General features: G+C 21.4%; 12 protein-coding genes and 2 pseudogenes. 8 read left to right on the forward strand and 6 right to left on the reverse strand.

Going from position 1 to position 15,652, the window contains the following annotated elements; translation table 11 throughout:
• The 4 genes and pseudogenes from trkA to def all read right to left on the reverse strand — a co-directional run bounded on the left by trkA (position 1) and on the right by def (position 4,092).
• On the reverse strand, positions 1-1,365 hold the full coding sequence (trkA, locus tag AOQ89_RS02180) for a Trk system potassium transporter TrkA (RefSeq protein ID WP_080873014.1): 1,365 nt from the start codon (positions 1,363-1,365) through the stop codon (positions 1-3).
• Between the two features lie 13 nt (positions 1,366-1,378).
• A pseudogene (gene rsmB / locus AOQ89_RS02185) lies at positions 1,379-2,608 on the reverse strand (16S rRNA (cytosine(967)-C(5))-methyltransferase RsmB); the annotation flags it as partial.
• Between the two features lie 72 nt (positions 2,609-2,680).
• Positions 2,681-3,640, reverse strand: coding sequence for a methionyl-tRNA formyltransferase (gene fmt / locus AOQ89_RS02190; protein ID WP_080873017.1), 960 nt, complete (start codon positions 3,638-3,640; stop codon positions 2,681-2,683).
• Positions 3,637-4,092 (reverse strand): peptide deformylase, encoded by a 456-nt coding sequence (gene def, locus AOQ89_RS02195; protein WP_080873019.1) that lies wholly within the window; start codon positions 4,090-4,092, stop codon positions 3,637-3,639. The genes fmt and def overlap by 4 nt, the downstream gene beginning before the upstream one ends.
• A 25-nt stretch (positions 4,093-4,117) precedes the next feature.
• On the opposite strand from def, the gene tsaC reads away from it, so the two are divergent.
• From tsaC to AOQ89_RS02215, 4 genes are read left to right on the forward strand one after another with little or no spacing between them, the layout of a single operon-like run.
• Positions 4,118-4,699, forward strand: a complete 582-nt coding sequence (gene tsaC, locus AOQ89_RS02200; RefSeq protein ID WP_080873021.1) for an L-threonylcarbamoyladenylate synthase type 1 TsaC — start codon at positions 4,118-4,120, stop codon at positions 4,697-4,699.
• The gene (locus AOQ89_RS02205) at positions 4,692-5,498 is read left to right on the forward strand and encodes a hypothetical protein (RefSeq protein ID WP_080873023.1); all 807 of its coding nucleotides are present in this window, start codon (positions 4,692-4,694) and stop codon (positions 5,496-5,498) included. The genes tsaC and AOQ89_RS02205 overlap by 8 nt, the downstream gene beginning before the upstream one ends.
• A gap of 33 nt (positions 5,499-5,531) precedes the next feature.
• A complete protein-coding gene (gene murB, locus AOQ89_RS02210; RefSeq protein WP_080873025.1) occupies positions 5,532-6,545 on the forward strand; it encodes a UDP-N-acetylmuramate dehydrogenase in 1,014 nt (337 codons plus the stop codon).
• On the forward strand, positions 6,536-7,333 hold the full coding sequence (locus AOQ89_RS02215) for a biotin--[acetyl-CoA-carboxylase] ligase (RefSeq protein WP_080873027.1): 798 nt from the start codon (positions 6,536-6,538) through the stop codon (positions 7,331-7,333). Before murB ends, AOQ89_RS02215 begins: the two co-directional genes overlap by 10 nt.
• Before the next feature lie 125 nt (positions 7,334-7,458).
• Here the strand turns inward: AOQ89_RS02215 and AOQ89_RS02220 are convergent, their stop codons facing one another.
• Positions 7,459-8,796, reverse strand: coding sequence for an aspartate kinase (locus AOQ89_RS02220; RefSeq protein WP_195909767.1), 1,338 nt, complete (start codon positions 8,794-8,796; stop codon positions 7,459-7,461).
• Between the two features lie 118 nt (positions 8,797-8,914).
• Here AOQ89_RS02220 and pgi point away from each other — a divergent pair, with 118 nt between their 5' ends.
• Complete coding sequence (gene pgi, locus AOQ89_RS02225; RefSeq protein ID WP_080873029.1) at positions 8,915-10,513, forward strand: glucose-6-phosphate isomerase; 1,599 nt, start codon at positions 8,915-8,917, stop codon at positions 10,511-10,513.
• A 23-nt stretch (positions 10,514-10,536) separates the two neighbouring features.
• Positions 10,537-11,351: pseudogene (locus tag AOQ89_RS02235) on the forward strand (4-hydroxybenzoate octaprenyltransferase).
• 2 nt (positions 11,352-11,353) lie between these two features.
• Here AOQ89_RS02235 and AOQ89_RS02240 read toward each other — a convergent pair.
• Positions 11,354-13,678 (reverse strand): 1-acyl-sn-glycerol-3-phosphate acyltransferase, encoded by a 2,325-nt coding sequence (locus tag AOQ89_RS02240; RefSeq protein WP_080873038.1) that lies wholly within the window; start codon positions 13,676-13,678, stop codon positions 11,354-11,356.
• A gap of 162 nt (positions 13,679-13,840) precedes the next feature.
• On the opposite strand from AOQ89_RS02240, the gene dnaB reads away from it, so the two are divergent.
• Both dnaB and ssb read left to right on the forward strand, forming a co-directional pair.
• Positions 13,841-15,217: a replicative DNA helicase gene (dnaB, locus tag AOQ89_RS02245; protein WP_080873043.1), complete on the forward strand. Its 1,377-nt coding sequence runs from the start codon at positions 13,841-13,843 to the stop codon at positions 15,215-15,217.
• Positions 15,218-15,237: 20 nt separating this feature from the next.
• Positions 15,238-15,652: single-stranded DNA-binding protein (ssb, locus tag AOQ89_RS02250; protein WP_143715384.1), on the forward strand; the 415-nt coding region annotated here is incomplete at its 3' end.

A 15,652-nucleotide genomic window follows, 5' to 3' on the forward strand; every position in this document is an offset into this window, starting at 1 on the left:
CTACAAATTTTTTATCATAGAAAATAATTCTTCTTCTTTTTCTAAAAAGAAGATTATTCTATCTCCATCTTCTATTAAAATTTCAATACTTTCTCTATATATGTAGACTTTTTCCTTTTTTACAATTGCTATAATAAAAAAGTTTGTAGAAAATTTTATTGTATTTATCTTAATTCCTATCATTTTAGAAAAATTTTTATTTTTTTTTACTATAATTTCTATAACTTTTTTATCATTCTTATATTGAAGAAGAGTTAAATTATTTATAGAATACTGTTTTTTATATTTATATTTCAAAAAAGAAGAAAAAATTTCTAATTTTTTAGAAAAAAAATAATCTATTTTATCAATTTCTTTTATAATATTTATATAAGAAACTTTTGTAATCATTGCTAAATTACTTTTAGCTCCCATCTTTTTAGCTAGGATTGCTGATATAATATTTTCTTCGTCATTTTTTGTAATTGAAATAAATAAATCTACTTGTTTGATATTTTCCTCTTTCATTAAATTTCGATCTGAATATTTTCCAAATAAAATAGTAACGTTCTGTAATTTTTTTGCTAAATTATCTGCTCTTTTAAAATTTTTTTCAATCAATTTTATAATATAATTATTTTTTAAATACTTAATTAACTCTATCCCTATACTATTTCCTCCGAAAATCATAATTCTTTTATAGACTCTATTTTTAATTTGTTTTACAAATTTTTTTAAATTTTTTGTATCTAAAATGCAAAAAATTTCATCTTTTAAATAAATTTTTGTTTCTTCTTTTGGGTAAAAAATTCTGTTTTTTCTGAGTATAGCAAATAAAAAAAAGTTTATACTAAAGTACTGGTATAATTCTTTTATTCTTTTTCCTAAAAAAATGCTTTTCTTACAAATATCTACGGATACAAAACTGATTTTCTTTTTTGCAAATTCTACTACTCTCAAGAGTCCTGGATATTTAATAATTTTATAGATACTTTTTGAAAGAATTTTTTTTGGAATTATTAAAAAATCTATAGGTATGCTTTTTTTTCTGAAAAGGTTTTTTGATTCTTGAATATATTTATTTGATTTTATTTTTGCTATACAAGTTGGAATTTTAAAAAGAATACTAGATATTTGACAAATGATAATATTTATTTCATCTGAATTAGTTGTAGCTATTAAAATGTCACATTCTTGTGCTTGTGCACTTCTTAAAATTTTTGGATGAGAACCAAATCCATTGATTGTTTTTAAATCAAATTTATTTTGTATACTTCTAATTTGATTTTTATCAACATCTATGATCGTAATATCATGATTTTTTCTAACTAAATTTTCTATTAAAATTTTTCCTATCTTTCCTGCTCCAACAATTATGATTTTCATTAAATTTCCAAAGTTAAAAATCTTTAAAATTTAAAAAATTTTTAAAAATTTTAACAAAATAAAAACCATCTCCTTGAGAAGATTTAGGAAGTAATTGTATACCAGTATGAAAAGATTTTCTATTTTTTTCTATCTTAGCATCAGGATGATTTGCAATAAAATTTAAAATTTGTTTTTCGTTTTCTTCTTTAAGAATAGAACAGGTAGAATATACTAAAATTCCACCAGGTTTTAAAAATTTCCAAACTGTATTTAGTAACTGTTTTTGAATTTTTACGAAATTAGCAATGTCTTCTTGACTCCTATTATACAAAATATCTGGATACCTTCTTATTATGCCTGTACTAGAACAAGGAGGATCTAATAAAATTTTATCAAAAAGTTTTTTTTCTTTATTCCATTTTTTTGAATTTCTTCCATCTCCTAAAATTATTTTACAAGAAAGATTTAATCTAAATAAATTTTGATAAATTAGATTGATTCTACTTTTATTTTTTTCTACTGCAGTTAAAGAACATTTTGGAGCTATTTCTAGTATATAAGTTGTTTTACAACCAGGAGCTGCACACATATCTAAAATATTTTCTTTATTTTTTGGATTTAATAAAAGTACACTTTTTTGAGAAGAAAGATCTTGTATAGTACATATACCTTTTTTAAATCCTGGAATATTATTAGTACTACAATTTTTTTTTATTTGTACAGAATCTGGAAATTTACTAATGCTAAAATAAGGTATTTTACGTTTTTTAAGAATTTTTTGGTACTCTTTTTTTGTAATTTTTTTTCTATTTATTCTTATCCATAAAGGAGGTTTTTTTTGCATTTCTTGTACTATATAAAATAAAATCTTTTCAGAATAGCTAGAAATTATTCTTTTTTTAAACCATGATGGAATAGAATATTTTTTATTTACTAAAACATATTTTAAAAAATTTTCTCTATTTCTTTGAAATTTTCTTAGAATTGCATTTATAAATTTTTTTTGTTTTTCCATACGAAACATACACAAAGTTTTTACAGTTTCTGATATAGAAGCATAATCTGGAATTCTCATATAAATCATTTGATACAGACCTAGTACTATAAAATAGTAGGAAATTTTTTTCTTATCTATATTACTAACTAATTTTTTTATTAAACTATCTAAAACTATCTTTCTTCTTAAAATTCCAAAACAAGCTTCTTTAAAAAAAGAAAAATCGTTTCTTTTAACTTTTTTAGCAGATTTTTGAAAAATTAATTTTAAACTTTTTTTTTATTTAAAACTTGAAAAATAGTGCTAATTATTTGCATTCTGACATTATACATATTTCTATTTTAGTATTTCTCCTATACGAAAAATTTTTTTTTGATAATCTAAAGTATTTCTTACTGATACTATTTTTTTCCCAGGAAATTGGATTTTTTCTATTTTTAGTATACCATCTCCAGTTTGAATATATAGTCCAGATTTATCAATTTTTATTACAGTTCCAGATATTTTTTTTTTACTTTCCTGTTTTTTTTTTATTATTTTAGACTTAAAAACACGAATTCTATACTTATTTAGATAGAAATAACAAACAGGCCAAGGAATAAAAGCTCTTATATATCTATTTATTTTTTTAGCAGGGAGATTCCAATCAATTTTCGCTTCGCATTTAGATATCTTATTTGCATATGTAGCAGTTCCAATTTGTTTTTTAAAAAAAATTTTATGTCTTTTTTTTATATTTTTAAGTAAACAAACTAGTTTATGTTTACTAGATTCAAAAAGTTTTTTATAAAGTATCTCAGATGTATCAGTTTCTAGTATTCTACAAAAAATTTGTTCTATCATCATTCCTGTATCAATATTTTCATCCATGCTAATGAAGGTAACTCCAGTATATTTATCTCCGTAAATTATTGATCTTTGTACAGGAGATGGACCTCTCCATCGTGGAAGAATAGAAGGATGTACATTGATACATCCAAATTTAGGAATTTGTATAATTTTTTTTGGAAATATTAATCCAAATGCTATTACTAATATTAAGTCTGGTTTTATAAAAGATATGTTTTGAAACACCTTTTTATCTTTCATACAGTTTGTTTGTAAAACAAAGATTTTATTGTTTTCTGCAAATTTTTTAATTGCATTTTTTTGAATTTTTCTCCCTCTTCCAAATTTTTTATCTTTATGAGTTATGAGCATAACAACATTAATATTTTTTTCTAGCAAAAATTTTAGGTAATTCAAAGAAAACTCTGTACTTCCTGCAAAAATAATTTTTAGATGAGATTTTTTCATAAATTTTCTGAAATACGATCTATAAATAATTTTCCAAATAGATGATCTATCTCATGTTGTATGCATACAGATAATAAATCTTTTGCTTTTATTTCAAAGTATCTACTATTTTCATCTAAAGCACTTATTTTAATATTTTTATATCTTTTTACATAAGCAAACTTATTTGGTATGGAAAGACATCCCTCTTGCATTTTTATACTACCAGAATATTTCAACAATTTTGGATTTATAAAAACTAGTTTTTGATTGCGACTTTTTGTAATATCTATTACAATTATTCTTTTATGAATATTTACTTGAGTTGCTGCTAATCCTATTCCTTTTGTATAGTACATTGTTTCAAACATATCTTGTATAATTTTTTTTATATATCTATCTACTTTAATAACTTTTTTAGCTTCTTTTCTTAAGTTTTTATTTGGATACTGCAGTATTTTTAGTATAGTCATAATTTACTATTTTAATAATTTTAAGATGAAAAAAATAAAAGACAAAAATAATTTTTATAAAATACTATATGCTTTAAAAAATAAAAAAGTTATAGCTTATCCTTCAGAATGTGTCTTTGCTTTAGGATGTGATCCAGATTGTGAACAAGCAGTTAATTCTATTATATCAATAAAAAAGAGAAATAAAAATAAAGGTTTTGTACTTGTATCAAGTAATTACGAAAAATTAAAAAAATACGTTAACGAATGCAGTATTTCCGACAAAATGAAAAAAAAAATTTTTTCTACTTGGCCAGGAAATGTTACTTGGACATTTCCTATTAATAAAACAACTCCTAAATGGATAATTGGAAATTATTCTACAATTGCTATAAGAATTAGTGCATTTGATGTAATAAGAAAAATTTGTATACTTTTTAAAAAACCAATAATTTCTACTAGTGCTAATATTTCTGGAGAAAAACCGTATAAAAAATTCCATCAAGTGAAAAGAAAATTTCAATCTGTATATGTTCTACAAGAAAAGACTGGAGATTACACAAATACTTCAGAAATTAGAAATGCAAAAGATGGGAAAATACTAAGAAAATATAAATTTTATGACTAAATTTGCTCTTATTGGTAAAAACATAGAAGATAGTTTGTCTCCTAGCATATATAAAGTATTTTTTGAGTACTATAATAAAAAGTCAGATTATCTATGCATATCTTGTAGTAAAAAGAATTTTTTTTACTACATAAAAAAATTTTTTTTGAATGATGGTTTTGGTATGAATATTACTAGTCCTTTCAAAAATATTTCGTATAGTATATGTGATTTTCACACTGAAAGAAGTATAAAATGTAGATCTGTTAATGTTATAAAAAAAATTAATGGATTTCTTATAGGAGATAATACTGATGGTATAGGACTACTGCAAGATTTAGTAAAAATTGGATTTTTAAAAAAAAATTATAAAATTTTAATTTTAGGATCTGGTGGAGTAATAAAATCTATAGTACTTAGTTTAATGAGTTTTAAAAGTATAAAAATATTTTTGCATGCTAGAAATGCTAGAAAAATCAAAGAAATACAGAATTTTTTTGGTAATAGAAATATTCAAATAGCAGATACTTGTAAAAAAAATCAAATTTATAATTTGATTATTCAAGCTACTTCTATAGTAAGTTACAGAGAAATACAAAATCTAACTAAATTTGTGAAAATTTCAAAAAACACATTGTTCTATGATTTAAATTATTCTAATAAAAAAACCACGTATTCTTCCTATTATAAAAAAAAAGTAAAGAAATATACCAATGGTATAGGAATGCTATTTTATCAAGCAGCGCATGCATTTTTTTTTTGGAATGGAATTTTTCCTAATATAGAAATTCTAAAAAAAATTCTCTATAAACATAAGTAAATTTATAAAAAATTTGTATAGTACAATATAAATATGTTTTCTTTAAAAAACAACAATACATTTGCATTAAATGCTTTTTCTAAAAAAATACTTTTTTTCTATTCTGTAAAACAAATGTACAATTATTGGAAGATAGAAAAATCAAAAAATCAGCCTATCCTATTTCTAGGAGATGGAAGTAACGTACTTTTTTTAAAAAATTACTATGGAACAATACTAGTTAATAGAATCTATGGATACAAAGTTTTTGAAAAAAAATACTTATGGAAAATATATGTAAGATCTGGAGAAATATGGAAAAATTTAGTAAGAAAATGTATTGATCAAAATATTCCTGGACTGGAGAATTTAGCTTTAATACCAGGAAGAGTAGGAGGAGCACCAATACAAAATATAGGAGCCTATGGAGTGGAATTCAAAGATTTTTGTGAATACGTAGATGTATTTAATTTAAAGAAGGAAAGAGTAGAAAGAATCTATAGAGAAAATTGTAAATTTGAATATAGAAGTAGCATATTTAGCAATTTTTTTTCTGAATATGTCGTAATAGCTGTTGGTTTGATCATAAAAAAAAAATGGAATCCGAGAATTAATCACAAAAGTATTCTTTACTTAAAGAACCAGAATATTACTCCAAAAAAAATTTATAAAGAAATTTGTAAAATCAGAAAAAAGAAATTTCCAAACATAAATATTTTTGGAAATGCTGGAAGTTTTTTTAAAAATCCTATTGTTTCTTTTGAAAAATCAAAAAATATTATCCAAAAATATCCAGATATTCCTTATAAATTTTCTTTTTATAAAAAAAAATATAAATTTTTTGCTGGATGGATGATAGAAAAATGTGGATTAAAAGGATACAAATATTTAGGAGCAAAAATTTGGGATAAACAAGCTTTGATACTACTAAATACTGGAAAAGCAACTGGAAGATCTATTTTAAAACTTTCTAGAATTGTACAAAAAAAAGTAAAAAACAAATTCGGTGTTTTCTTGCTTCCAGAAGTACATCTAATTTCTAAATTTGGAAGAATAAAATGGAATTGAAAAAATCTTTATTTTTAGAAATATTCCTTTTTTTATATAAAAAAAAATTTTTTTCTGTTAAAGAATTCTACGAATTTTTTAAAGTAAAAAAAAGTAATTTTTATTATTTTTATATAAAAATTTTTCAGGAAATTGGTATAAAAGTTTTTCAAATTAATAAAAAAGAATATTTTTTATCTTATTATGCAAATTTTTTAAATAGAGAAAAAATACTTTCTGAATTAGATGGAAAAATTACTATCCTAACTATTACCAATTCTACAAACCAATACATTATTGATAACATAGAAAAATATAAGAATGGAGATGTTTGTATAGCAGAATATCAAACAAATGGAAGAGGAAAAATGGGAAAAAGATGGGTTTCTCCTATTGGAAAAAATTTAAATTTTTCTATATATTGGAAATTAGATAGAAATAAAAAACAAATTTATGGTTTAGATACAGCTATTAGTATTAAGATTGCAAAAATCTTAAAAAGTATAGGATTTAAAGATATTAGCGTAAAATGGCCAAATGATCTATTTTTTAAAAATGAAAAAGTAGCAGGTATATTAGTAGAAATCTACAATAGAAGAAAAATTTTTCATGTAATTATTGGAATTGGAATAAATATACAAAAAATACCTAAATTTATTGCAAAAAGTATAAATCAAGAATGGTCTTATCTTCAAAAATTTGGTATGTCTGTTGATAGAGATGCTCTTCTAATCAAAATAATTAAAGAAGTAAGAGAGACAATTTTAGAATTTCAAAAATATGGTTTTGATCCGTATTTTTATAATTAGATGCATTTTAAATAGGTATTTAAAAATATACTAATTTTATAAAAAGATTCACAATTTTAAAAAATAAAAAAGCTAAAATTCTTAGTAAGAATCTTTTAAATTGTTATAAGTATACTGCAGAAAATTCAAAATATAAAGACTTTGCATATTTGTTTAACTAAAAAATCAGATTCTTTTCTATTGGATAGTATGCAAAAATTTTTTTTGCTTCTTCCGAAAAATAGTGTTTCTATTTTAAATTTTTTAATAATTTTATAAAAAAATAAATCTTTTATTTTTTTTGTATTTTTACCTATTATAGTTATCAAAAATAGATTTTTTATAATTTCTATGTTATAAATTTTCATTTTTTTAAAAATTTTTTCTAAGTCTAAATCATCTATAAAAATTTGTTTTTTTTTAGAATCTATTACAATATATAAAATTTTCTTAGAGAACACTAAAAAATCAAAAAAAATAAAATTTTTAAAAAGAATATTTACTACAGAATTTAGTACGTATCTTATTTGTAGTATATTTTTTATAAATATTTTTAATAAAATTTGTTCTGTTCTTATAGCTATTGCATTAGAAAATTTTGCATTATTGCACACAATAGTTCCTATTTTTTTTGGATGCGTAATAGAGTTAATATACAAAATTATTCTGTTTTTCATAATTGTTCCAACTGCTTTTTCATGTACTATATTTGCTCCAAAAAATGACATATCTTTTATAAATCTGTAATTAATTTTTCTTATAATATTTTTATTTTTAGCTATTTTAGGATCTATTTTATGTACTCCTACTACATCTTTCCAAATACTAATTTTTTTAAATTGCAGGAATTTCCCTAATAATGCAGCAGTATAATCACTACTTCCTCTTCCTAATAAAGTAGTGCATTTTGTATTAATATCTTTGGCAATAAATCCTTGTGTAACAATAGTGTATCCTTTTTTTAATATTTCTGAAATTTTTTTTATTTTCTTTTTAATAATTTTATCAATAGGAATATTTTCATAAAATTCCATTTTTGTATAGAGTACATTTCTTATATCAAACCATTTAATTTTTTTTTTTTTTTGTCTTAATCTTTCTGCAAATACTAAAGTAGAAATTATTTCTCCGTATGAAAGTAATTGTTGATATTTAGATTTTTCGAATTTGAAAACTAGGTATTTTGCCAATTTTTTAATTTTTCTAATTATTTTCGAAACTTTTTTTTCTATTTTTCTTTTATTCTTTAAAAACTTTATTATTCTATATTGAATATTTTCAATTTTTGTAAAAAAATTATAAAAATTTTTTTTGTTTTTTTCTTTCGCTAAAGAAATTAAAAGTTCAGTAGTATTACTAAAAGCAGATAATACAATAACTTTAATATTATTTTTTACTACTATTTTAATAGCTGTATCAATCAATTTTATATTTGAGATACTTTTTCCTCCAAATTTTGCAATTTCCATATTTTTTTTCTTCATATTCATTTCCTAATTTTAATGAAATTATCTATTTATTTTACTTTGATTTAACTTTATAATTTAATTTTGAAGATAGATTTTGTAAAGTTTTTTAAATAAATTCAATCAAACAAATAATATGAAAAATATAAATCCAAAAACAACAAATGCATGGAAAAAATTAGAAGCACATTATGAAAGTATAAAAAATACAAAAATTATTGAACTGTTTAAAAAAGACCTAAATAGATTTAAAAACTTTTCTAAAGTTTTTAATAATACGATACTTGTTGATTTTTCGAAAAACATAATAACAAAAAAGACTATTGAATTACTTATTCAGTTAGCAAAAGAATGCTATTTAAAAGAAGCAATTCTTTCCATGTTCAAAGGAGAAAAAATAAATTTAACAGAAAAAAAATCTGTTTTACATGTATCTTTAAGAAAAAGAGAATTAAAAAATAGTCTTTTCAATAATAAAAAAATTAGTAAAAAAGTTCAAAAATCTTTAGAAAAAATAAAATTATTTTGTAAAGATATAATTTGCGGAAATCGAAAAGGATATACAGGAAAAAGAATTACAGATGTAGTAAATATAGGAATTGGAGGATCTGAAATGGGTCCAAAAATGGTAATTGATGCTTTAAAAAATTACAAAAATCATCTTAATATTCATTTTGTATCGAATATAGATGGAAAAAATGTTTTGGAAGTAGTAAAAAAAATAAATCCAGAAAGTACTATATTTTTAATTTCTTCAAAGACTTTTTCTACTAAAGAAACTATAGTCAATGCTGAAACGATAAAGAGTTGGTTTTTAAATCATGCTAAGAAAAAAGAAAATATGAAAATGCATTTTTTTGCTATATCAAATAATTTTGAATCTGTAAAATCTTTTGGTATAGAAAAGAAAAATTTTTTTAAAATTTGGAATTGGGTAGGAGGAAGATACTCAGTTTGGTCTTCTATAGGATTATCTGTAGCTTTATCAATAGGATTTGAAAATTTTGAATCTTTCTTACTTGGAGCAAATCATATAGACGAACATTTTTATAGTACAGATTATTGCAATAATATACCTGTTTTGTTAGCCCTAATAGGGATTTGGTACAATAATTTTTTTTCTTTTGAAACAGAAGCAATTCTATTTTATGACTACAACATGGAATATTTTATTCAATTTATACAACAGGTTTGTATGGAATCTAATGGAAAATTTATAGATAGAAATGGAAAAATTGTAGATTATCAAACAGGAAATATTATTTGGGGTGGAATAGGAACGAATTGTCAGCATTCATTTTTTCAATTAATGCACCAAGGTACTAGAAGAATTCCCTGTGATTTTATTATTTCTATAAAAGAGAAGAATTCAATAAAATTGCATCATAATATGTTACTTGCTAATTTTTTAGCACAAACAAAAGTTTTAGCTTTTGGAGAAGAATATAAAAAAGAAGAATACGTTTATAAAAAAGTACGAGGAAATAATCCTAGTAATTCTATTCTATTAAAAGAAATTAATCCGTATAATTTAGGATCTCTAATAGCTATATACGAGCATAAAATTTTTGTACAAGGAGTAATACTGAATATATGTAGTTTTGATCAATGGGGGGTAGAATTAGGTAAAAAAATAGCTGAAAAAATGTTAATTAATTTTAAAAAGAAAACCTCTGGTGATGAATATGATAGTTCTACAAATGGACTAATAAAATTCTGTAGAGATTTTATTTAAAAATGAAAAATTATCTTTTTTTAATGAGAATTAATAATCCAAATGGATTATTTCTACTTTTACATAGCACATTATCTGCTTTCTTTCTAGCTTCAAATAGTATTTCTTTAAATCTTCTAGTACTATTAATATTAGGTGCTTTTTTTTCTCGTTCATTAGGATGCATAATAAATGATTTTGTAGATAGAAAATTGGATGGATTTGTGCAAAGAACAAAAAAAAGACCATTTGTTACTAAAAAAGTTAAAAAAAAAAAGTTTTTTTATTATTCATTTTTCTTTCTACCGCATGTTTTCTAATATCTTTAAATCTAAGTATTTTTTCTATAATTAGTTCTATTTTTTCCTTTTTTTGTATGATTGTATATCCAAAATTGAAAAAATATACTAATTTCGTACAATTATTTTTAGCAATTACTTTTAATTGGTCAATCGTAATAGTTTTTTTAGAAACGAAAAAGATTTTTTCTTTAGAATTTATTCTACTGTATCTAGCAAATTTTTTTTGGATTGTATCTTATGATACTCAGTATGCAATGGTAGATATGAAATACGATATTAAGATAGGAATTAAATCAACTGCAATTTTATTTAAAGATCATATAGTATTTTTTATTTCTATACTACAATTTTTAAAAATATTTTTTTTAATCTGTATAGGTATATATAAAAATTTTAATTTTTTATTTTATTTTTTTAATTTTTTGATTTTTTGTACTTTTTTAGTGCAAAATATATATATTAGAAAGAAAAAAGATAAATACTATTATAAAGCTTTTTTAAATAATAACTTTTCTGGAATTTTTATGGTTTTAAGTTTTTTGCAGAAATTTTTTTAATTCTATTTTTCTATTTTTTGAAGTACTTCATTATCTACAATTTTTCTAAGAATTCTATAAATTTTTTTAACTTTTTTATAGTATTTTTTAATAGAAGTTTTTTGTTCTTTTTCAAAAAAAATTTTTTTAACTACGAAAAAAAAATGTTTATCAAAAAATTTACTACTCATTTCGTATTCTGAAGAAATACTTTTTGCAATTTTTTTTGATTGTTTCTTTAGACAAGTATAACTAATTTTTGGATTCGAAAAAATTAAAAAAACAATTATGAGATATTGACAAAAAGATTCTGATCCATTTTTTGATAAATACTCTAATATATTCATATTTTTCTTATTTTTACGAATTTGTAGTTTTTTAGTAAAAATTAATTTTTTTTTTTGAAGAATTTTTATGTTTTTTTTTACAAAAGAAAACAGCATTTTTCTTTTAAAAAATAAAAAAAAGTCTAGTTCTAATATAGAATACAAACAATAAACCTTATTAAAAATTTCTAAAAAATTATTCTTTTCATTAGAGAGTATAATTTTGGATACTAAAGTTTGTAATATAAATACATGTTGTATATTATTTTTATAGTATCTATTTTCTAAAGCTTGTTTTTTAGAAAAAAAAATCAATTTTTTTTCTTTTTTACGAAAGTAAGTGAAATTTTTACTGGATACAGCATACAAAAAAATTTTTTTTGGATTTTTTTCAAAAATTATGAAATTAGAAGAGTAAGGTAAATTCTTTAAATAGCTTATATAAAATGTGATTAAAAACAAAAAATTTTTTTTTTCCATAGAATATTTTTTAGAACTAAATAGAATACTTGATCCTAAATTAATTGGATTTATTACAAAACAGGAATTAATTTTTTTCATAATTTCTATAGAAATTTTTTGAGCTATTTTAAATAATTTATGATCTTTTTTCTTTTTAAAAGAATAGTTTTTAAAAAAGTTTCTATCTTTATACTTAATTTCTTTTAACAAATTAATAGGATTTCCAAAATTTATACATGCAATACCTAGTTTTTTTAAAAGAAACAATCCTAAAAATATTTGAAGTACATTTTCTTTTTTCTTTCTTTGTCCTAAACTTTCTTGAAGATAACTTTTAATTTCTAAAATTTTTTCGTATCCAAAATGTACAGGAACTAAATATATAGTTCTTTTTTTTTTCATTATGGATTGTATTGTCATAATAAGTATTCCTATTTTAGGATACAGCAATTTTCCTGTTCTAGATCTTCCTCCTTCAATAAAATATTCAACAGGATGTTTTGTTTTAAATAATTCATGAAAATATTCTCTTAAAACTAAAGAATATAGTTTATTTCCTTGAAAAGTTCTTCTAATATAAAAAGCTCCTAGTTTTCTAAGAAAGTAACTAATTGGAAAAAAATTTAAATTTGAACCGGCTGCTATATATGGTGGAGTCAACCCATTTTGATACAATACATACGATAATAAAAAATAATCTATATGACTTCTATGGCAAGGAAGATATATTATATTTTCATTTTTTTTTGCACAATTTTGAATTGATTCTATATTTTTTATTTTTAATTTACTAAACAAATTTTTTAAAATAGGAGTAATGAAAAAATTGCATATTTTGATTGCAAAAAAAGAAAAATTAGCGGAAATTTCTTTAATAATATTTTCTATATTACTTTTTTTTTTATAATAGTATTTTTTTATTTCTTGTTTTTTTTTATTTTGTGAAATTTGTAAAAAATAAATATTTAAAATTTTTTTTATAAATAAATTTTTTTGTAAGAAATTTTTTTTGCTAAAAAAAATTTTTTGTCTAAAAAAATGAGTTTTAAAAGATTTTTTAATTTTTTTAAAAATATTTTTTTTATCTTTTTTGTTTTTATAAAAAAATTTTTTTACCAAAAAAAAATTTCCAAATTGTACAATATTTTTTTTTTGTAAAATAAAAAAAAAGAATATTTTTTTTATAAAAAGAAAAATATTTTTTATTTTTGAATTTAGAATATTTTTTTCTTCTTTTTCTATATAGACTGGCAAAAAAATAGTATTTTTAATAACTTTTATATTTTTTTTTGTAAAAAAATTATTAAAAAAATTATAAAATGCATTTTTTGAAAATTTTTTTTTCTCTTCCTTCAAACTAAGGTATCTTGTGTAAAAAAATTTATTAATTTTAATTTTTTCAAAAGGATTAGGAAATTTTTTTTTTTTACAAATTATTCTTAATAGTATAAGATCAAAAAAAGAATATTGAGAAAAAACATAGATAATATATTTTTTTTCTATTTTTTTACTCTTTTCAGAGTTAAAGTATTTTATTTTTTTAAAAAGTACTTTTTCCATTTTTAGTAAGAATATTATAAATTTAAAATCTATCTTTATAAAAAAAATTTTGTAGAATTCAAAATTCTATGAAATTAATTATATACTAAATCTATTATTTTTAAATAAAAATAAAATTCTGTAGTAAAATGTAAAAAGTATTTATTACCTAAAAATTTAAAGATGAAATTTTCTAAAAATCAATTGGAGAGCAAAATAAAAATTCTTCCTTATTCTTTAGAGGCAGAACAATCTTTTTTAGGAGGATTAATGCTCGATAATGAAAAATGGCACGAAATTTCTAATAAAATTGTAGAAAAAGATTTTTTCAATTATGCACATCAAATTATCGTAAGAGAAATGCAAAATTTAGTGGAACAAAAAAAACCAATTGACTTAATTACTTTGTCAGATGCTTTGGAAAAAAAAAATCTTTTAGAAACAGCAGGTGGATTTGCTTATTTAGCAGAACTTTCAAAAAATACTCCAAATGTTTCAAATATATCTGCATACGCAGATATCATTAGAGAAAAAGCTATAATTAGAGAAATAATCAATGCAGCTTCTAAAATAGCAGAAATAGGTTACTATCCTTCTGGAAAAACAAGCCATGAACTTATGGATATTGCGGAAGAAAAAATTTTTCAAATATCAAAAAATAGATATAAAATGCTTCAAGGTCCAAAAAAAATTACAGAAACTTTGAAAAATACAATAAAGAAAATAAAATTTTTAAAAAATAAAAAAGAAGATATTTTAGGATTACCAAGCGGATATATAGACTTAGACAGAAAAATATTAGGATTACAAAATTCAGATTTAATCATTATTGCAGCAAGACCATCTATGGGGAAAACAACTTTTGCAATCAATATTTGTGAAAATGTAGCAATAAATTCTAAAAAACCAGTTTTAATATTTAGTTTAGAAATGCAACTTGAACAAATAATTTTTAAAATTTTGTCTTCTTTATCAAGGGTAGAACAAACAAAAATTAGGACAGGAAATTTAAGTCATTCAGATTGGGATAGATTAAATAGCACTGTATCTATTTTACTAGAAAAAAATAACATATATATAGATGATTCTTCTTTCCTCACTTTAACAGAAATTAGATCTAAAGCAAGAAAAATATTTAGAGAATCTAATGGATTGAGTTTAATTATGATAGACTATCTTCAATTAATGCGATCAAATGCAAAATTTGAAAATAGAGCTTTAGAAATTGCAGAAATATCTAGATCACTTAAATCTTTGGCTAAAGAACTGAATCTTCCAATTATTGCTTTATCACAATTAAATAGAAGTTTAGAACAAAGATCTGATAAAAGACCAATAAATTCCGATTTAAGGGAATCTGGTTCTATTGAACAAGATGCGGATATAGTAATATTTTTATACAGAGATGAAGTTTATAATGAAAATAGTAAGAAAAAAGGAATAGCAGAAATTATACTTAGTAAACACAGAAATGGACCAATTGGAAAAATAAATTTGATATTTAATGGAAAATATTCTAGATTTGATAATTATTCTAATTTAGGTTATATGTATAAATAATCTATAATTATTAGGGAAATATAGTGAGTAAAGGAATTAATAAAGTAATTCTAATAGGATATTTAGGTCAAGATCCGGAAGTACGATATACACAAAATGGAAGTACTATTGCAAATTGTTCTCTAGCTACTTCCGAAATATGGAAAGATAAAAATACTGGGGAAAGAAAAGAAAAAACTGAGTGGCATAAAATAGTACTTTTTGGAAAAATAGCGGAAATTGCTAAAAATTTTCTAAAAAAAGGTAGTCAAATTTATGTAGAAGGAAGTTTAAAAAATAGAAGATGGAAAGATCAAAACGGGAATGAAAGAACTACTACAGAAATAATTGTAGGAAACAATGGAGTTATGCAAATGTTAGGAAAAAGATATAAAAAAGAAGATTTTGAGAATATAGAGAAAAAAAATATAAATGAAGAAAAAAATGAAACAATTA

This window comes from bacterium endosymbiont of Pedicinus badii (genome assembly GCF_002075085.1).
In the GTDB taxonomy this organism is placed as follows: Bacteria; Pseudomonadota; Gammaproteobacteria; order Enterobacterales; family Enterobacteriaceae; genus PRUG.

Excerpts from the sequence above, each read along its gene's own strand:
- trkA (WP_080873014.1), bottom strand. The coding sequence starts at position 1,365 with ATGAAAATCATAATTGTTGGAGCAGGAAAGATAGGAAAAATTTTAATA.
- fmt (WP_080873017.1), bottom strand. The coding sequence starts at position 3,640 with ATGAAAAAATCTCATCTAAAAATTATTTTTGCAGGAAGTACAGAGTTT.
- def (WP_080873019.1), bottom strand. The coding sequence starts at position 4,092 with ATGACTATACTAAAAATACTGCAGTATCCAAATAAAAACTTAAGAAAA.
- tsaC (WP_080873021.1), top strand. The coding sequence starts at position 4,118 with ATGAAAAAAATAAAAGACAAAAATAATTTTTATAAAATACTATATGCT.
- AOQ89_RS02205 (WP_080873023.1), top strand. The coding sequence starts at position 4,692 with ATGACTAAATTTGCTCTTATTGGTAAAAACATAGAAGATAGTTTGTCT.
- murB (WP_080873025.1), top strand. The coding sequence starts at position 5,532 with ATGTTTTCTTTAAAAAACAACAATACATTTGCATTAAATGCTTTTTCT.
- AOQ89_RS02215 (WP_080873027.1), top strand. The coding sequence starts at position 6,536 with ATGGAATTGAAAAAATCTTTATTTTTAGAAATATTCCTTTTTTTATAT.
- AOQ89_RS02220 (WP_195909767.1), bottom strand. The coding sequence starts at position 8,796 with ATGAAGAAAAAAAATATGGAAATTGCAAAATTTGGAGGAAAAAGTATC.
- pgi (WP_080873029.1), top strand. The coding sequence starts at position 8,915 with ATGAAAAATATAAATCCAAAAACAACAAATGCATGGAAAAAATTAGAA.
- AOQ89_RS02240 (WP_080873038.1), bottom strand. The coding sequence starts at position 13,678 with ATGGAAAAAGTACTTTTTAAAAAAATAAAATACTTTAACTCTGAAAAG.
- dnaB (WP_080873043.1), top strand. The coding sequence starts at position 13,841 with ATGAAATTTTCTAAAAATCAATTGGAGAGCAAAATAAAAATTCTTCCT.